We start from the raw sequence: 16426 nt of genomic DNA, 5'->3' as shown, positions 1-16426 counted from the left end.
TCAACCTGCCGGCACCGACTGCTGTGCGTGGAGTCGGCCGTAGATCCGTTCCGGTGTCAGCGGCAGCGCGCGGTAGCGGACGCCCGTGGCGTCGTGGACCGCGTTCGCCAGCGCGGGGGCCACCGGGTTGATGCAGCACTCCGCCATGCCCTTGGAGCGCATGGGCCCCACCGAATCCGCCGAGTCCACGAGGAGAACCTCGGTACGGGGGACGTCCGCGTAGGTGGGCATGCGGTAGTTCCGGAAGTTCGGGTTGGCCATCGCGCCGTTGTCGTCGACGTGGTGGTTCTCGGTCAGCGCGAAGCCGATCCCCTGGGCGACGCCGCCCTCCACCTGTCCGCGGACCTGCGCCGGGTTGATGATCACTCCGGCGTCCGCCGCCTGCACGCTGTACAGGATCCGTATCTCGCCCGTCACCCGGTGGACGGCGACCCGGAACCCCTGGGTGTTGGAGGTGACGCTGCGGGGCGAGCCGTACGCCTTGCGGGCGGCGGCGAACCGGATGCCGCGCGCTCGCGCCGACGCGACGAGTTCGGCCAGCGACACCCGGCGGTCCCCGCAGACGACGCCGTCGTCGTCCATGGAGCACAGCACGACGTGCACGCCCGTGTGTGCCGCGGCGAACTCCAGGATGCGGTCGCGCACGGCGCCGGCCGCGCGCAGGACGGCGTTGCCCGCCACGAAGAGGCCCGCGCTCGCGAAGGCGCCGGTGTCGAATCCCGTGCGGTCGGTGTCGGACTGCACCAGTCGGATCCGGGCCGGCGTGGTGCCCAGCTGGCTCGCCGCGATCTGGACATGGGCCGTGGAGGTGCCCTCCCCGAACTCCACCGTTCCTACGGCCAGTTCGTAGATGAGGTCGTCGCCGAGCGTGACCCAGGCCTCGGAGAGGTGCTCGGTCGGGGGCGCCGTCTCGTGCAGGGAACTCGCCACACCGGTTCCGACGAGCCACTCGGGTCCGGGCGGCGGCTGGCCGGCCGTACGGGCCAGGGCGTCGCCCACGAGGTCGATGCAGGTGGCGAGCCCGTCCTCGGTGAAGAGCACGTCGTCGGGGCCCTCGTGCAGGGCGACCAGCGGCTCGCCCGGCCGCACGATGTTGCGCCGGCGCAGCTCCAGCGGGTCGAGGTGCAGGGCGCGGGCCAGTTCGTCCATCGCCGACTCCACGGCGAACGCCGGCTGGGTCATCCCGTAACCGCGCAGGGCACCGCTCGGCACCGTGTTCGTGTACACGGAGTACGCGTCGTACCTCTTGTTGGGGCAGCGGTAGATCATGACGGCGGCGCCGCCCGCGTACACCGTCTCGCCACCGTGGTTGCCGTAGGCGCCGGTGTTGGAGACGTTGCGCACCTGGAAGGCCGTCAGCGTGCCGTCGGCCTTCGCTCCGAGCTTGACCGTCAGGGTCATCGGATGCCGCGGCGAGGCCGTGGTGAACTCCTCCTCCCGGGTGTACTCGAGGCAGGAGGGCCGCCCGGTGTCCAGGGTGGCGAGCGCGACCAGGTCCTCCGAGATCACCTCTTGCTTGCCGCCGAAGCCGCCGCCGACCCGCTTGCAGAACACCCGTACCTGGTCGGGGCGCAGGCCGAACAAGTGCTCCAGTTTGCCCTTGGCGATGGACGGCGACTGCGAACTGGTGCGGACGTTCAGCCGGCCGTCCTCCATCCAGGCGATCGAGCCGTGGGTCTCCAGGTGCCCGTGCTGCACCCGCGGTGAGAAGTACGTGCCTTCGTGGATCACGTCGGCGGCGGCGAACCCCGCCTCGACGTCACCGATGTGCGAGTGGAGTTCCAGCAGGATGTTGTGGACGGGGTCACGGACGAACGGGTCGTCGAACCCGTGCAGTTGGGGGGCGCCGTCGGCCATCGCCTGCTCCGGGTCGAACACCGGCGGAAGCACCTCGTAGGTGACGGCCAGGCGCCGGCAGCCCTCCTCCGCCGCCCCGACGGTGTCGGCCAGGACGGCGGCGACGCGCTGGCCGACGAAACGGACCGTGTCGTCGAGGATGTACGTGTCGGCCGGGTCCACCAGGTGGTCGGTGTGGATCGCCGTGGTGAAGAGTCTGCGGGGTACGTCCTGCCAGGTGTAGACCCGGTGCACGCCGGGCACGGCCAGTGCGGCGCTCTTGTCGACCGAGAGGATCCGGGCGTGCGCGTGCGGCGAGTGGAGCACCTTGAGGTGCAGCAGGCCGTCGATGTGCGTGTCCATGGTGAACTCGGCGTGACCGGTCACGACGTCCTGGCCCGCGGGGGCGCCGACGCTCGTCCCGACGGCCTTGCCCGGCGCGGCCGTCTCCACCGCGCCGACGCCCCGCACCGCGTCCTCGATCGCCCGGTAGCCGGTGCAGCGGCAGAGGTTGCCCTTCAACGCCCGCGGCAGATCCGCCTTCTGCTCCTCGGTGAAGGCCGCCGAGGTCATGATCATCCCAGCGGTGCAGAAACCGCACTGGAACCCCGGGGCGTCGCGGAACTGGCGCTGCATGGGATGCAGGGCGCCGGGCCGTCCCAGGCCCTCGATCGTGGTCACCTCACGGCCGTCCGCCCGGAACGCGGGGGTGATGCAGCTGTGGACGGGTTCGCCGTCCAGCCACACCGTGCAGGCGCCGCAGTCGCCCGCGTCACAGCCCTTCTTGACGCCGAAGTGCCCGAGTTCACGGAGGAAGGTGCGCAGGCACTGGCCGGGTGCCGGTTCCCGGTCGAACTTGTTGCCGTTCACGAGGTAGGTCATGCCAGGTCCCCAGCCAGGAGTTCACGGCGAATCTCTTCGGCGAAGTGCTGTGTCAGATGGCGACGGTGGTCGGGCGTCCCGTTGGGATCGGCGAACCAGACGTCGGCGGGAAGGGCGTCGATGCTCTGCCGCAGAGTCCGGGCGTCGGGTACGACGTCGAAGGCGATCCGGACGGGCCGCGTGGTACCGGCGGTGACGCTGAGCAACAGATCGGCCCCTCCCGGCCGTTGGGTACCGATGAGGAACACCGTCGAACGGCCTAGCCGGGTGAGGGAGAAGCGGCGGTGCGCGGTGCGTCTGCGCAGCGCGTGCGCCGGAACGGTGGCACGCCGCAGGATCTCTCCCGGAGCGAGAATGTTGCGGTGCTCGCCCGTCACGAAGTCGAGGGCGTCGACGACGCGTACGGAGCCGTCGGGAGCCCACAGTTCGTACTGCGCCTCCAGCGCCACCGTCAGGGTGATCATCGGTCCGGCCGGCAGGGACATGCAGATGTTGCCGCCGACGGTCGCCGCGTTCCAGACCTTGAACGAGGACAGGAAGGCCTCGCAGCTCGCGCGGAGGAGAATTCCCGCGGTCCAGTCCACGGGGCAGGCGAAGGCGTGCAGATCGCGGATCGTACAGGTGGCGCTGATCTCGAGTCCGCCGTCGACCGTCGGGACAAGGGGTTCCCAGCGCAGGGCCGTGAGGTCGATCAGCCGGTGCAGGTCCGGCTGCTCGACGGAGTAGAGCCAGGTTCCGCCGGCGAGCCAGGCATCGCCGTTGTGCCAGTCCTCGCCCGGACGATCGGACGGCTGCCGGACTACTTCGGTGATGGTGTTGAGGTCCATGAGAAACGACCTACGGAGAAAAAGACCCACGGCAGACGGATGTCCCGTGACACCGTGGGAATTGCTGTCCCGCTCATGGACGACCCGCGGGTACATATGTCTGTGACTACGCTTTCGGCCAGCGTATCCCAGCGTGCCGACGACGGCCCTCGGAGCGAGAAGAGCAGCGCGTAGCCGCACACCCGGACACTCGCGCCGGCGTCCGGGCAGGGGGCTGACCAGCACGGATGTGCGATGGTCCCTGGTCCCCCGGCGGCCCCGGCGGGTAGCCGAACCATCGGTCCGGCCGGCTCCGGGCTGTCGGTCGCGCGTCGGCTCTCGCGGAACCACACTGGTCATCGGGGCCGCCTCGCCGGAAGCGCGTGCCCACGACAAGAGGACGACCCCATGCCCACGGACACGTCTCCCGGCCCGCTGCGATTCCTGGTCTTCGGTGCGGCGCTGCGGGCCGATTCGGCCAACGCCCGCCTCGCCTCACTCGTGGCCCGACTCATCTCCGACACCGGTGCCACCGTCGACCTGGCCGCCATGCGCGACTTCGACATGCCCTTGTACGACGGCGACATGGAGGCCGGCGAGGGGCTGCCGCGCGGCGCCCTCGCCCTGCGCGACCGACTCGACCGGAGCGACGCCTTCGTCATCTCCTCGCCGGAGTACAACGCCTCCGTGCCGGGAGTACTGAAGAACGCGATCGACTGGGTCTCCCGTATCCGGCCGCAGCCGTTCAAGACCAAGCACGCGCTGCTCGTCTCCGCCTCGCCGTCCCTGGTCGGCGGCAACCGCGGGCTGTGGGCCCTGAGGATTCCCCTGGAACACCTGGGCACCCGCGTCTACCCGGACATGTTCAGTGTGGCCAACAGCTACCAGGCCTTCACCGAGGACGGAACGCTGGCCGACCCCGGGCTGCAGCGACGTCTCACCGATACCGTGGCGGGTTTCCTCAGCCTCGTCGAGGCGGACGTGCGCTACGTCTGTCTGGAACGCCGGTGGTACGAGTTCCTGGGAGACCGCACCGAGGCAGCCGTCACCCAACGGGCCGAGGCGTGACGCGAACGCAGCGGGCCGGGTTCACAGGCGCACGATGACCAGGGCGGTGTCGTCGGTGGCGCCACCGGGTGGGAGCAGGTCGTCGAGCACGGCGTCGGCGAGGGCTTCGGGCTCTTCCGCCCGGTGGCGCGCCAGGGAGTCGGCGAGCCGGGCGAGGCCGGTGTCGATGTCCTCGTGGCGGCGTTCGATCAGGCCGTCGGTGTAGAGCACGAGAACGGCGCCCTCGCGGAAGGCCGTGACAGCCTGGACCCGGGGGGCGTGTTGAGGGCGGGCGGCCAGGGGCGGGTCGGTGGCCTGGTCCAGGAACTGGACGGTCCCGTCCCTCTGTAGGAGCCCGGGCGGGGGGTGGCCGGCGCTGCTGTACGTGATGGTGCGGGCCTCCCAGTCGACGAATGCCGTGGCCACGGTGGTGTTCTCGGCGCCGTCGACGGTGCGGGCGTACAGCCCGAGGATTTCCAGGGCGCGGGCGGGGCCTTCGGCGGCGAGGGAGGCGGCGGTGAGGGCGCTGCGCAGTTGTCCCATGACGCCGGCGGCGTGCAGGCCGTGACCGACGACGTCGCCGACGGCGACGACGATGCGATCGCCGGGCAGATCGGCCAGCTCGTACCAGTCGCCGGCCACATTCAGCGCTTCGGCGGCGGGCCGGTAGCGTACGGCCGCCGGATGCCGACCGACCGGCCGGGGAGCGGGCAGCATGGCTTCTTGCAAGGTCAGCGCGACTTCCCGGGCGCGGAAGAGCTCGGTGACGTCCTCCACCCGGTGCAGCAGCAGCGTCACCTGCCCATCAGGTCCGACCAGGGGAATGTTGGTCATGTTGAAATACCGCTCGTGCGCTACCCCGGGCTGGTCGGGGTCCTCCATGTCGAAGCGCTGCAGCGCTACGATGCTGCGCTCACCGGTTTCCACCGCCCGGCGCAGTGACGCCAGAATTCTGAGCAGGAGAGGCTCGGCGGGGTCCTTGTCGGGGCGGTCCTCGGGCAGGAAGCGACCGACCACTTGCTCGCGGGGGAGGCCCCTGAGGGTCAAGAACTCCGGGTTGGCGTCCACGAAGACCAGCTGCGGGGTCACCAGCGCCACCGCTCCGGGAGTGGCCTGGAACACCGCCGCGTAGTCGACCGCCGGTACCTTCATGACTTTCCTGCCTTGCCACCGCGGCTGCGTCTCTTTTCACGATACGAGGGAGGGTCCCAGCCGGCCCCATGAGCCCTCGGCAGACGCGACGGGGCCGACGGTCCACGACCGTCGGCCCCGTGGGTTCGTTTCGCCGGAAACCCGCCCTGACCTGCGCTTACAGCACCGGCAGGTTCTTGCGCAGCTCGAACGCCGTGACCTCCGAGCGGTACTCCTCCCACTCCTGCCGCTTGTTGCGCAGGAAGAAGTCGAAGACGTGCTCGCCGAGGGTTTCGGCGACCAGGTCGCTGCGTTCCATGAGGGTCAGGGACTCGCCGAGGTTCTGCGGGAGGGGCTCGATGCCCATCGCGCGGCGCTCGGCGTCGGAGAGGGCCCAGACGTCGTCCTCGGCGCCGGGCGGGAGCTCGTAGCCCTCCTCGATGCCCTTCAGGCCGGCCGCCAGGAGGACGGCGTAGGCCAGGTAGGGGTTGGCGCCCGAGTCCAGGGAGCGGACCTCGACGCGGGCCGAGCCGGTCTTGCCGGGCTTGTACATCGGAACGCGGACCAGGGCGCTGCGGTTGTTGTGGCCCCAGCAGATGTACGACGGGGCCTCGCCGCCGGCGCCGGCCGTGCGCTCGGAGCCGCCCCAGATGCGCTTGTAGGAGTTGACCCACTGGTTGGTGACCGCGGAGATCTCCGCCGCGTGCCGCAGCAGGCCCGCGATGAAGGAGCGGCCGACCTTGGAGAGCTGGTACTCGGCGCCGGACTCGTAGAACGCGTTGCGGTCGCCCTCGAAGAGGGAGAGGTGCGTGTGCATGCCGGAGCCGGGGTGCTCAGAGAAAGGCTTCGGCATGAAGGTCGCGTGCACCCCCTGCTCCAGCGCCACCTGCTTCATGACCAGGCGGAACGTCATGATGTTGTCCGCCGTGGAGAGCGCGTCGGCGTAGCGCAGGTCGATCTCCTGCTGGCCCGGCGCGCCCTCGTGGTGGGAGAACTCCACCGAGATGCCCATCGACTCCAGCATGGTGATCGCCTGACGGCGGAAGTCCATGCCGACGTTGGTGGGCGTGTGGTCGAAGTAGCCCGAGTTGTCGGCCGGGGTGGGGCGGGAGCCGTCCAGCGGGCGGTCCTTCAGCAGGAAGAACTCGATCTCGGGGTGGGTGTAGAAGGTGAAGCCCAGGTCGGAGGTGCGGGCCAGGGCGCGCTTGAGCACGTAGCGGGGGTCCGCGAAGGACGGGGAGCCGTCCGGCATGAGGATGTCGCAGAACATGCGGGCGGTGCCGGGGGTCTCCGCGCGCCACGGCAGGACCTGGAAGGTGGACGGGTCCGGCTTGGCGATCATGTCGGACTCGTAGACCCGGGCGAATCCCTCGATGGCCGAGCCGTCGAAGCCGATGCCCTCGTCGAAGGCCTGCTCCAGCTCGGCGGGGGCCACGGCGACGGACTTCAGGAAGCCCAGCACGTCCGTGAACCACAGGCGTACGAACCGGATGTCGCGCTCCTCCAACGTCCGGAGCACGAACTCCTGCTGCTTGTCCATCTTCCGCTACCCCATCCTTGCTGGTCAGGCCGCCTGTCCCCCGTCCCGCGGGAGGCGGTCGGGCACCTGAGCATCCCACCACAACACCATTTCATGCGCGTTGCGGACCTTGATCGCGGACGCATCCTCGGCCTGAACGCCTCTCGTACGGCAGATGTACTGCCGTGTCGCCCATCTTGCCTGTTCGGACCGACATCCGTAATGGCCGGTCCGCTCCCGACGTGAGCGATGCCACGCCCGTTTAATTTGCATCTCAGATGCAACTTTTCTGACGGTCGGATCAGTTGAGATGCAAGGAGTCCTGATGCTGACCGAGCAGTCCGCAGCCACCGTCCGCGCCACCCTTCCCGCAGTCGGCGCGGCCATCGGCGAGATCACCGAGCGCTTCTACGCCCGCCTCTTCGCCGCCCACCCCGAACTGCTGCGGGACCTGTTCAACCGCGGCAACCAGGCCTCCGGCGCCCAGAAGCAGGCCCTCGCCGGCTCCATCGCCGCCTTCGCCACGTACCTGGTGAACCACCCGGACCAGCGGCCGGACGCGATGCTCAGCCGCATCGCCCACAAGCACGCCTCTCTGGGCGTGTCCCCCGAGCACTACCCGATCGTGCACGAGCACCTCTTCTGCGCCATCGCCGAGGTTCTCGGCGAGACCGTCACGCCCGAGGTCGCCGCCTGGCCCGAGGTCTACTGGCTGATGGCCAACGCGCTCATCGCCATCGAGAAGCGGCTGTACGAGGAGAGCGGCAGCACCGAGCGCCGCCTCTGGGAGGTCGTGGAACGCGTCGAGGAGACGGCGGACGTCGTCACCTTCCGGCTGCGCCCGGCCGACGGCGGGCCGGTGCGCGACTTCCGCGCCGGCCAGTACGTCTCCGTCCAGGTCGAGCTGCCCGACGGCGCCCGGCAGATACGGCAGTACAGCCTGTCCGGCGCGCCCGGCGACACCCTCCGCCAGTTCAGCGTCAAGCGCGTGACCGGCGACGACGCGGCGCCCGACGGCGAGGTCTCGAACCGCCTCCACGCGCGCGTGCGGGTCGGTGACGTCCTGGACCTGTCCGAGCCGTACGGCGACCTCGTCCTGGACGCCGACGCCGAGACCCCCCTGCTGCTCGCCTCCGCCGGTATCGGTGTGACCCCGATGACCGCGATGCTGGCCGACCTCGCGGCGAGCGGGCACGGCGGCCCGGTCACCGTCGTCCACGGCGACCGCTCCCCCGCCGACCACGCCCTGCGCACCGACCACGGGACGTACGCCGGGAAGCTCGCGGGCGCGTCCGTGCACTTCTTCTACGAGCGGGACGCCGAGCCGGGCACCCGCACCGGCCTGGTCGACCTCACCGACATCGCCGTACCGGCCGGCACGCGCGCGTACCTGTGCGGCCCGCTGCCGTTCATGCGCGCGGTGCGGGCCCAGCTGATCGAGAAGGGCGTGGCCCCGGCCGACATCCACTACGAGGTGTTCGGTCCGGACCTGTGGCTGGCCCAGGGCTGAGCAGCGGCAGCGCGCCGAAGGGGTGCGGGGAATGGGCCCTACGGCCTCCGGATCACTCGGCGCCGAAGCGGCGGGCGCCCTCGCGGCCGATCTCCTGGTTCTCCGCCACGTACGGGCGCAGTTCCTGCTCGTAGGCGGCGAAGGCCTTGGTGTGGTCGCCGCCGGACTCCGCGAGGTGCCGGGCGAGGGCGCGGGCGCCGATCAGGGCCTGGGAGGTGCCCATGCCCGAGGTGGGGGCGGCGCAGTAACCGGCGTCGCCCACCAGCACGACCCGGCCCTCGGACCAGTGGTCGAGGTGGACCTGGCAGGCCGACGAGAAGTAGAGGTCCTCGGCGGCGGACATGTCATCCAGCAGTCGGGGCACGATCCAGCCTGCGCCGGCCATCCGCTCCCGGGTGATCCGCTCCTGCTCCGCGCGGTCCAGCAGGTCCAGCTTCGACGAGTCGCTGGCGAAGGAGAGGCTGACGGACATCCGCTCCGGGTCGGCCGTACTGAAGGCGTAGACCGCCCGGTCCGGGGTCTGCCACAGCGCGCCCCGGTGGTCCAGGCCCAGCCGGTTCGGTGAGGTGAAGCCCACGCCCGACAGGCCCAGGTGCCGGATCGCCTCGCCGTGCGGGCCGAAGACCAGGCGGCGTACCACTGAGTAGATGCCGTCGGCGCCGACGACCAGGTCGAAGGTGTCCGGTGCGGCCCGTTCGAAGCCGACCCGGACGCTGTCGGCGTCCTGCTCGATGGCGTTGATGGAGTCGTCGAAGACGTAGCGCACCGCGTCCCGCGTGTGCTCGTGCAGGATGCGGGTCAACTCCCGCTTCGGCACTTCCAGTTCACCGGCGAAGACCTCGGCGGGCAGCTCGCCCGCGCGGTTGCCGTCGGCGTCCAGCAGATCGGTGCCGCGCATCCCGGTGGCGTGCCCGCGCACCTCCTGAAGGATCCCCAGGTCTTCCAGCGCGTCGAAGGCCCCACCCCGGAAGTCGACTGCGTAGCCGCTGTCGCGCGGCGCCGAGGCGCGCTCGACCACGGTCACCTCGTGGCCGTCGCGGTGCAGGAAGAAGGCGAGCGCGGGACCTGCGACGCTCGCGCCGGAGATGAGGACCTTCATGACATACCCCCGTCATCGTGATCAAGTCGGGTACCAGCCTTCATCAGGTCCGCCCCGCGATCAACACGACTTTCGGCCACCGGCGTCAACCGCCCCGCGGGCCCCGGGAGATGCCCAGCAGCAGCGGGCCCGTCGGCTCGGTGACGAGTTCGTCGATCGTGACCGGGTCCAGCGCCGCGTAGAACGCCTCCTGGGCCCGGCGCAGGGCACCGCGCAGACGGCAGGCGGAGTTCAGGGGGCAGGGGGCCGTACCCGCCGTACCCTCGCAGTCGACCACGTCGCCCTCGCCCTCGAAGGTGCGCACCACCGCGCCGACCGAGGCCGTACCGCCCTTGGCGGTGAGGGCGAGGCCGCCGCCCCGGCCGCGCCGGGCGTCGACGAGGCCCAGGTGCTGGAGTTCGGCGACGACCTTCGCGGCGTGCGTGTAGGGCACGTCCATGTCCGCCGCGACCTGGCGGGTGGTGGGCGTGGCGTCGGCGGCCACGGCCAGTCGCATCAGGACGCGCAGGGCCAGGTCGGTGGAGCGCAGGAGCCGCATACCACGAGCGTAGGTAATGCGCATCCACGGTTCAAATTTTTGCCTCGGTCGCCTCTTTGCCGTGCCCTGTCTACGGAAGCCGCACCCTTCCCCATTACGATCAGCGGGCCCCACCCTTCCCGTTGCCGGCCCTTTCCCCCAGAAGGACACCTCATGGGTTCCGCCAAGAACAGCAGCGCGGCGCGCAAGGCGCGCATCGAGGAGATGCGCCGTGCCGAGCGTGCGCGCGAGCGCCGCAACCGCGTGCTCACCATCGCCGCGAGCGCGGTGGTCGTCGCCGGCCTCGTGGTCGGCGGTGTGGTCCTCGTGAACTCCCAGTCCGGGAAGAAGAAGGACACGGCGAGCGACTCCAAGGCCTCCGGGAATTCCGGGGACTCCGGGCACTGGACCACCGGCAAGGACGGCGTGCAGACCTGGTCCGGCAAGCTGGCGCGGACGCACGTCCAGACCAAGGTGTCGTACCCGATGCACCCGCCGGTCGGCGGCAACCACAACCCGATCTGGGCGACCTGCAACGGCACCGTCTACACCAAGCCCCTGCAGGACGAGAACGCCGTGCACTCGCTGGAGCACGGCGCGGTCTGGGTGACGTACACCAGCAAGGCGAAGAAGGCCGACGTCGACGCGCTGGCGGCGAAGGTGAAGAAGACGCCGTATTCGCTGATGAGCCCGTACGAGAACCAGGCGGCGCCGCTGATCCTGTCCGCCTGGGGCCACCAGGTGACCGTCAAGAGCGCGGACGACCCCGAGGTGAACAAGTTCTTCGCCGCCTACGTCCAGGGCCCGCAGACCCCGGAGCCGGGCGCCGCCTGCACCAGCGGGGCGATGTAGTGAAGCGCCGGCACGTCGGCTGGATCGCCGGAGCCGCGGCGGCGGTTCTCGTCGCGGCCGGCGCCATCACCTACGCCGTCGCCGAGGACAGGAGCGGCGGCTCGGCCGTACAAACGCCGGGCGCGGAGTCGGCGGACGCCGGGTTCGCGCGGGACATGGCCGTGCACCACCAGCAGGCCGTCGAGATGTCGTACATCGTCCGGGACCGCACGCGGAACGCGGAAGTGCGGCGGCTCGCCTACGACATCGCGCAGACGCAGGCCAACCAGCGCGGCATGCTGCTCGGCTGGCTGGACCTGTGGGGGCTGCCGAAGGTGTCGGAGAAACCGCCGATGGCCTGGATGGGCATGGGCGACATGCCCGAGCGCGGGGACGGCTCGCTGATGCCGGGCATGGCGACCGACACGGAACTGAAGAAGCTCCAGTCGCTGAACGGCGAGCAGGCCGAGATCCTCTACCTCCAGCTGATGACGGACCATCACAAGGGCGGGATCCACATGGCCGAGGGCTGTGTCGCCAAGTGCACCGTCGGCGTGGAGAAGCGGCTCGCGCAGGGCATGGTCGACGCGCAGCAGGGCGAGCTCCAGGTGATGGCCCAGATGCTCAAGGAGCGGGGCGCGAAGCCGCGTTCCTGAGCGGCGGACCTGAACAGCCGCCACACATTTCCGTTACACAACCGTGAGGCACGAAAGGCGCAATTCGCCCTATCTGACGGCTACTTGGGCTTCTCTTGACCTTTTCGTTCCCCTGGCATGAACGGTTCATCGAAAGAGTGACCCCATCGTGTGATCCATTCGCCGGCCGAACCGCCGCGGGCCGGTGCGCGGACGCATGACGTACCAGCCACTACATGCATGCGAACCGCATCGCAGGGGGTTCTATGAGATCCAACCGCGCCAAGCTGCGCGCCGTGAGCATGGCAGCGACGCTGCCCATGGTCGCCGGCGCGCTGGCGCTGGGCATACCCGCGGCAAACGCCGCGGACAGCCCCGCCCGTGAGGCACTGAAGGGCACCAAGCCGCTCTGGGCCACGGCCAAGGCGGACAAGGGCGCGACCTCGAACAGCGCCCAGGTGAACGCCCGGGTCTACCTGGCCGGCAAGGACGCGGCGGGCCTCGCCGCCTACGCCAAGTCCGTGTCCGACCCCAGCTCGCCGCTCTACGGCAAGTACCTGAGCGCCAAGAAGGCGCAGGCCGCCTTCGGGGCCACGAAGGCCCAGGTGGCCGCCGTCAAGTCCTGGCTGACGTCGGCCGGTCTGAAGGTCACCGAGGTCACCCAGCACTACGTCGCCGTCTCCGGTGACGTGGCCGCCGCCGAGAAGGCGTTCGGCACCCAGCTGCACAACTTCGCCAAGGGCTCGGCGACTTACCGCGCCCCGGCGCAGTCGGCCACCGTGCCGGCCGGCCTGAAGGGCGCCGTCCTGACCGTCACCGGCCTGGACAACGCCCCGCACAAGGCCAACCACGACGACCAGCTGCCGCCACCGGACGCCGTGTTCAAGAACTCCGGGCCGTTCTCCTCGTACTACGGCTCGAACATCGCGACCACGCTCCCGGACGCGTACGGCGGCAAGATCCCGTACGCGATCAAGGGCTACACCGGCGAGCAGCTGCGCGCCGCCTACGGCGCCGGCGACTACACCGGCAAGGGTGTCCGCATCGCGATCACGGACGCGTACGCGTCCCCGACGATCGCCTACGACGCGGGCACGTACGCGGTCAAGCACGGTGACGCCGCCTGGAAGACCGGCCAGCTGCACCAGGTGCTGCCGAAGAACTACACCAAGACCAAGGAGTGCGGCGCGGCCGGCTGGTACGGCGAGGAGACCCTCGACGTCGAGGCCGTGCACGCGGTCGCCCCGTCCGCCGACGTCACCTACGTCGGTGCGGCCTCCTGCTACGACGACGACCTGCTGGACTCGCTCAGCAAGATCGTCGACAGCCACCTGGCCGACATCGTCTCCAACTCCTGGGGCGACATCGAGGCCAACCAGACCCCGGACCTCGCGGCCGCCTACGACCAGGTCTTCCAGCTGGGCGCGGTGCAGGGCATCGGCTTCTACTTCTCCTCCGGTGACAACGGCGACGAGGTCGCCCACACCGGGACGAAGCAGGTCGACACCCCCGCCAACTCCGCCTGGGTGACCGCGGTCGGCGGTACGTCGCTGGCCGTGGGCAAGGGCAACACGTACGAGTGGGAGACCGGCTGGGGCACCGAGAAGGCGACCCTGTCGGCCGACGGCAAGAGCTGGACCAACTTCCCCGGCGCCTTCACCTCGGGCGCGGGCGGCGGCACCAGCAAGACGGTCGCCGAGCCGTACTACCAGAAGGGTGTAGTCCCCGACGCACTCGCCAAGGCCAACAGCGCCGACGGCAACCGCGTCGTCCCGGACATCGCGGCCATCGCCGACCCGAACACCGGCTTCCTGGTCGGCCAGACCCAGTCCTTCCCGGACGGCTCGGAGCAGTACAGCGAGTACCGCATCGGCGGCACCTCGCTCGCCGCTCCGGTCATCGCGGCGGTCCAGGCCCTGGCCCAGGAGGCACGCGGCGGCAAGGCGATCGGTTTCGCCAACCCGACGATCTACGCCAAGTACGCCAAGGGCGTCTTCCACGACGTCACGGACAACCCGACGGGCTCCGGCCTGGCGGTCGCCCGCGTGGACTTCGCCAACGGCTTCGACGCGTCGGGCGGCCTGATCTACTCGGCCCGCACCCTCGGCAAGGACAGCTCCCTGTCAGCGGTCAAGGGCTACGACGACGTGACGGGTGTCGGTTCGCCGGCGAACGGGTACGTGCAGTCGTACCGCAAGCACTGACGCTCCGCTGAGGAGTGGGGGGCGTGGGGTCTGGTGACCTCGCGCCCCCTTTGCGTTACGCGGACTTCGACTTCAGCGCGGTGATGAAGGGGGTCCAGGCGGTGGGGGTGAGGAGGAGAGTGGGGCCGCTGGGGAACTTTGAGTCGCGTACGGGGATGAGGGCGGGGATACCGTCCGCTACTTCGACGCAGTTGCCGCCGTCACCGTTGCTGTAGCTCGACTTTCGCCAGAGGGCGCCGCCGGGGAAGTCGCTCGCGATCTCGACGCAATCCCCGCCGTCACCGTTGCTGTAACTGCTCTTGAACCAGAGCGCTTCACTCAAGTCGACCCGGTTGCTTGCCATTTCGGTAATCCTCTGCCGCTGACTTGATCATGGCGAGGGACGTGTCTGGTGACAGCGCGACGGCCCTGAGCCGATCGTATGCCTTGCGGTACTGCTTCACGAGGGCCGGATCGTCGATGGTGTCCCCGCTGTACGACGCCTCGATGTAGAGCAGCGGTGGCGCGTCCGGAAACGTCATGACCTTGATGGAGGCGGCCATCAGGGGATACGCCCTGCACGTTCGCGGAACGACCTGCGGAGTGATCCGGCGCCGCTCGGCCAACTCCACGACTCGGTCCAACTGTTCGGCCATCTCCAGCGGCGGCAGCATCGGGTCCACGATCAGCGACTCGTGCAGGATCGCCCAGTACTCCGGGGTGGAGTGGTCCTCCTCGAAGAGACGGGCACGAGCGAGCCGGGCGGTCACCTTCTCCTGGACCCACTCGTCGGAGGCCGCCGGGTGGGCCGACCGGACCAGCGCTCGTGCGTACGGCGCCGTCTGGAGCAGCCCAGGAAACGTGACGGCGCACCATTCCTCAATGGACTCCGCGTACTTCTCCGCCTCCAGGACCTTCTCGAAGTACGCGGCATGCGGCCCCCTCCGCGCCTTCCGGACATCCTCGCAATGCCGCTCGAAGAAGCCGTCGGTCTTCAGTACCCGGTCCGCATGCCGAGCCAGGTCGAGCGGCAGTCTGCGTTCCCCGCGCTCGATGTCGCTGAGGTAGGTCTTGCCGTAGAAGCTGCCCTCGAGGAACGCCTCCAGCGACAGGCCCGCCGCCTCCCTCTTCCACCGCAACTCCTTGCCGTAGAAGGTCGGGACGCTCATCGAGCCGTCGATGTCCTTGCGCCGTGCCATCGCTCACCTTTCGCTGCCCCGGTCGCGAACGCCAAACCTCTTTTACGGTAGCCAGCGGGGCGACAGTCTGTGAGGTGTTCGTCACACAACGCACAGAAGGTTGCCCTCTCCATGCCCGACAACCACTCCCCCACCGCCTACGACGTCACCCTCTGCGTAGAGGACCTCCGCACCGCCCTCGCCCTGCACGGCATCACGCTCCCGTCCCTCCGCGTGGATCTGCCGGGTTTCGCGGGTACGTACGCCAAGCCCGCCGGACTCGTCACGCTCGGGAACTGCAACACGGCGACGGCGCGGGCGCTGGCCGCCGCGCTCAGGAAGACGGCGGGCCGGTGAGAACAGTGCTCGAACTCCGTCTGCTCGCCACACCGAAGGCCGCGCCGGAGCTGCGCCACCGGCTCCGTGGACACGACTTCGAGGTCCGGCTGTGTGCGACGGAGTTACTGACGAACGTCATCGACCACCTCGGCGAGGGCACACCGGTGACCGTACGAGTCATGGGTACGGCGGCGGATCAGGGCCCCCGTACCCGCATCGAAGTGACCGACCCCGCCCCGCGCGCCCTGCCTGTCCTGCTGTCCGCGACGGAAGTGGAGGAGTCCGGACGAGGGTTGGCGCTGCTCGCCGCGCTCGCCGAGCGGTGGGGCGTGGAGCAGTGGCCGGACAGGAAGACGGTGTGGTGCGAGCTGTGAAGTTGCCGTGTGGCCGCCCGCTTCTTCGGCCAGTGTCGTGCTTACGTGAGGTGCGTCAAGGGCGCTGCGCGTCGCCTTCGGCGATGGCCCTCCGGGCCACCCTTGACACACCTCACTCCAGCCCGGGCAAGAAGCGAGCGGGCAGCCCGGGAAAGTGGCCGCCTCACCGGGGTTGGCCCCTTAGGTCGGCTGCGCACGCGCCCTGGGTTGCGGGGGCGCGCTCGCGGAGTGGCGGCACGCCGGGTGGGCTTAGCGGCGATCGGCGGGTTGGGGGGCGCAGTCGCACCTCGCCTGCACGCCGGGTGGCCTTAGCGGCGATCGGAGGGTGGGGGGCGCGGTCGCAGGGTGGCACACGCCAGGCCGGTTCAGCGGCTTCCGGAGAGCGGGTCGTGCGCGCTCGCGGAGTGGCGGCACGCCGGGCCGGTTCGGCGACTTCCGGAGGGCGGGTCGTGCGCGCTCGCGGAGTGGCGGCACGCCGGGCCGGTTCGGCGACTTCCGGAGGGCGGGTCGTGCGCGCTCGCGGAGTGGCGGCACGCCGG

Annotated in this window: 15 protein-coding genes; 7 read left to right on the top strand and 8 right to left on the bottom strand. The window is 70.1% G+C overall.

What is annotated here, in order from left to right; translation table 11 throughout:
* Both AB0M27_RS00340 and AB0M27_RS00335 read right to left on the bottom strand, forming a co-directional pair.
* Positions 1-2718 carry a molybdopterin-dependent oxidoreductase gene (locus tag AB0M27_RS00340; protein ID WP_365716301.1) on the bottom strand — a complete coding sequence of 906 codons (2718 nt, stop codon included), beginning with the start codon at positions 2716-2718 and terminating at the stop codon, positions 1-3.
* Positions 2715-3545 carry an FAD binding domain-containing protein gene (locus AB0M27_RS00335; protein ID WP_365716299.1) on the bottom strand — a complete coding sequence of 277 codons (831 nt, stop codon included), beginning with the start codon at positions 3543-3545 and terminating at the stop codon, positions 2715-2717. Before AB0M27_RS00335 ends, AB0M27_RS00340 begins: the two co-directional genes overlap by 4 nt.
* A gap of 387 nt (positions 3546-3932) precedes the next feature.
* On the opposite strand from AB0M27_RS00335, the gene AB0M27_RS00330 reads away from it, so the two are divergent.
* Complete coding sequence (locus AB0M27_RS00330) at positions 3933-4592, top strand: NAD(P)H-dependent oxidoreductase (protein WP_365716297.1); 660 nt, start codon at positions 3933-3935, stop codon at positions 4590-4592.
* 21 nt (positions 4593-4613) lie between these two features.
* Here AB0M27_RS00330 and AB0M27_RS00325 read toward each other — a convergent pair whose 3' ends face one another.
* Both AB0M27_RS00325 and glnA read right to left on the bottom strand, forming a co-directional pair.
* The gene (locus AB0M27_RS00325; protein WP_365716295.1) at positions 4614-5723 is read right to left on the bottom strand and encodes a SpoIIE family protein phosphatase; all 1110 of its coding nucleotides are present in this window, start codon (positions 5721-5723) and stop codon (positions 4614-4616) included.
* Between the two features lie 157 nt (positions 5724-5880).
* Complete coding sequence (gene glnA / locus AB0M27_RS00320) at positions 5881-7242, bottom strand: type I glutamate--ammonia ligase (RefSeq protein WP_365716293.1); 1362 nt, start codon at positions 7240-7242, stop codon at positions 5881-5883.
* 304 nt (positions 7243-7546) lie between these two features.
* Between glnA and AB0M27_RS00315 the strand changes: the two genes are divergently transcribed.
* The gene (locus AB0M27_RS00315) at positions 7547-8731 is read left to right on the top strand and encodes a globin domain-containing protein (protein ID WP_365716291.1); all 1185 of its coding nucleotides are present in this window, start codon (positions 7547-7549) and stop codon (positions 8729-8731) included.
* A 52-nt stretch (positions 8732-8783) separates the two neighbouring features.
* On the opposite strand, the gene AB0M27_RS00310 is transcribed toward AB0M27_RS00315, so the two are convergent.
* A complete protein-coding gene (locus AB0M27_RS00310; RefSeq protein WP_365716289.1) occupies positions 8784-9830 on the bottom strand; it encodes an FAD-dependent monooxygenase in 1047 nt (348 codons plus the stop codon).
* 85 nt (positions 9831-9915) lie between these two features.
* On the bottom strand, positions 9916-10368 hold the full coding sequence (locus tag AB0M27_RS00305) for an Rrf2 family transcriptional regulator (protein ID WP_365716287.1): 453 nt from the start codon (positions 10366-10368) through the stop codon (positions 9916-9918).
* A gap of 153 nt (positions 10369-10521) precedes the next feature.
* Between AB0M27_RS00305 and AB0M27_RS00300 the strand changes: the two genes are divergently transcribed.
* The 3 genes from AB0M27_RS00300 (at position 10522) to AB0M27_RS00290 (ending at position 14017) form a co-directional block, all read left to right on the top strand.
* Entirely contained in the window at positions 10522-11199 is a 678-nt protein-coding gene (locus AB0M27_RS00300) for a DUF3105 domain-containing protein (RefSeq protein WP_365716285.1), read from the top strand.
* Complete coding sequence (locus tag AB0M27_RS00295) at positions 11199-11834, top strand: DUF305 domain-containing protein (RefSeq protein WP_365716283.1); 636 nt, start codon at positions 11199-11201, stop codon at positions 11832-11834. The genes AB0M27_RS00300 and AB0M27_RS00295 overlap by 1 nt, the downstream gene beginning before the upstream one ends.
* 245 nt (positions 11835-12079) lie before the next feature.
* On the top strand, positions 12080-14017 hold the full coding sequence (locus tag AB0M27_RS00290; protein WP_365716281.1) for a S53 family peptidase: 1938 nt from the start codon (positions 12080-12082) through the stop codon (positions 14015-14017).
* Between the two features lie 55 nt (positions 14018-14072).
* On the opposite strand, the gene AB0M27_RS00285 is transcribed toward AB0M27_RS00290, so the two are convergent.
* Both AB0M27_RS00285 and AB0M27_RS00280 read right to left on the bottom strand, forming a co-directional pair.
* On the bottom strand, positions 14073-14360 hold the full coding sequence (locus AB0M27_RS00285; RefSeq protein ID WP_365716279.1) for a DUF397 domain-containing protein: 288 nt from the start codon (positions 14358-14360) through the stop codon (positions 14073-14075).
* A complete protein-coding gene (locus AB0M27_RS00280; RefSeq protein ID WP_365716277.1) occupies positions 14332-15195 on the bottom strand; it encodes a helix-turn-helix transcriptional regulator in 864 nt (287 codons plus the stop codon). The genes AB0M27_RS00285 and AB0M27_RS00280 overlap by 29 nt, the downstream gene beginning before the upstream one ends.
* 111 nt (positions 15196-15306) lie before the next feature.
* On the opposite strand from AB0M27_RS00280, the gene AB0M27_RS00275 reads away from it, so the two are divergent.
* Together AB0M27_RS00275 and AB0M27_RS00270 are read left to right on the top strand one after the other, a co-directional pair.
* Entirely contained in the window at positions 15307-15531 is a 225-nt protein-coding gene (locus tag AB0M27_RS00275; RefSeq protein ID WP_365716275.1) for a hypothetical protein, read from the top strand.
* Entirely contained in the window at positions 15528-15887 is a 360-nt protein-coding gene (locus tag AB0M27_RS00270) for an ATP-binding protein (RefSeq protein ID WP_365716273.1), read from the top strand. Before AB0M27_RS00275 ends, AB0M27_RS00270 begins: the two co-directional genes overlap by 4 nt.
* Positions 15888-16426: the final 539 nt, after the last annotated feature.

Source organism: Streptomyces sp. NPDC052107 (genome assembly GCF_040680215.1).
Lineage (GTDB): Bacteria > Actinomycetota > Actinomycetes > Streptomycetales > Streptomycetaceae > Streptomyces.
Note: the sequence above shows the minus strand (reverse complement) of the source record. Positions and strands in the feature narration are given on the sequence as shown.

Bases quoted from the DNA above. Each gene is read 5' to 3' on its own strand.
- AB0M27_RS00340 (WP_365716301.1), bottom strand. From the start codon at position 2,718: ATGACCTACCTCGTGAACGGCAACAAGTTCGACCGGGAACCGGCACCC.
- AB0M27_RS00335 (WP_365716299.1), bottom strand. From the start codon at position 3,545: ATGGACCTCAACACCATCACCGAAGTAGTCCGGCAGCCGTCCGATCGT.
- AB0M27_RS00330 (WP_365716297.1), top strand. From the start codon at position 3,933: ATGCCCACGGACACGTCTCCCGGCCCGCTGCGATTCCTGGTCTTCGGT.
- AB0M27_RS00325 (WP_365716295.1), bottom strand. From the start codon at position 5,723: ATGAAGGTACCGGCGGTCGACTACGCGGCGGTGTTCCAGGCCACTCCC.
- glnA (WP_365716293.1), bottom strand. From the start codon at position 7,242: ATGGACAAGCAGCAGGAGTTCGTGCTCCGGACGTTGGAGGAGCGCGAC.
- AB0M27_RS00315 (WP_365716291.1), top strand. From the start codon at position 7,547: ATGCTGACCGAGCAGTCCGCAGCCACCGTCCGCGCCACCCTTCCCGCA.
- AB0M27_RS00310 (WP_365716289.1), bottom strand. From the start codon at position 9,830: ATGAAGGTCCTCATCTCCGGCGCGAGCGTCGCAGGTCCCGCGCTCGCC.
- AB0M27_RS00305 (WP_365716287.1), bottom strand. From the start codon at position 10,368: ATGCGGCTCCTGCGCTCCACCGACCTGGCCCTGCGCGTCCTGATGCGA.
- AB0M27_RS00300 (WP_365716285.1), top strand. From the start codon at position 10,522: ATGGGTTCCGCCAAGAACAGCAGCGCGGCGCGCAAGGCGCGCATCGAG.
- AB0M27_RS00290 (WP_365716281.1), top strand. From the start codon at position 12,080: ATGAGATCCAACCGCGCCAAGCTGCGCGCCGTGAGCATGGCAGCGACG.
- AB0M27_RS00285 (WP_365716279.1), bottom strand. From the start codon at position 14,360: ATGGCAAGCAACCGGGTCGACTTGAGTGAAGCGCTCTGGTTCAAGAGC.
- AB0M27_RS00280 (WP_365716277.1), bottom strand. From the start codon at position 15,195: ATGGCACGGCGCAAGGACATCGACGGCTCGATGAGCGTCCCGACCTTC.
- AB0M27_RS00275 (WP_365716275.1), top strand. From the start codon at position 15,307: ATGCCCGACAACCACTCCCCCACCGCCTACGACGTCACCCTCTGCGTA.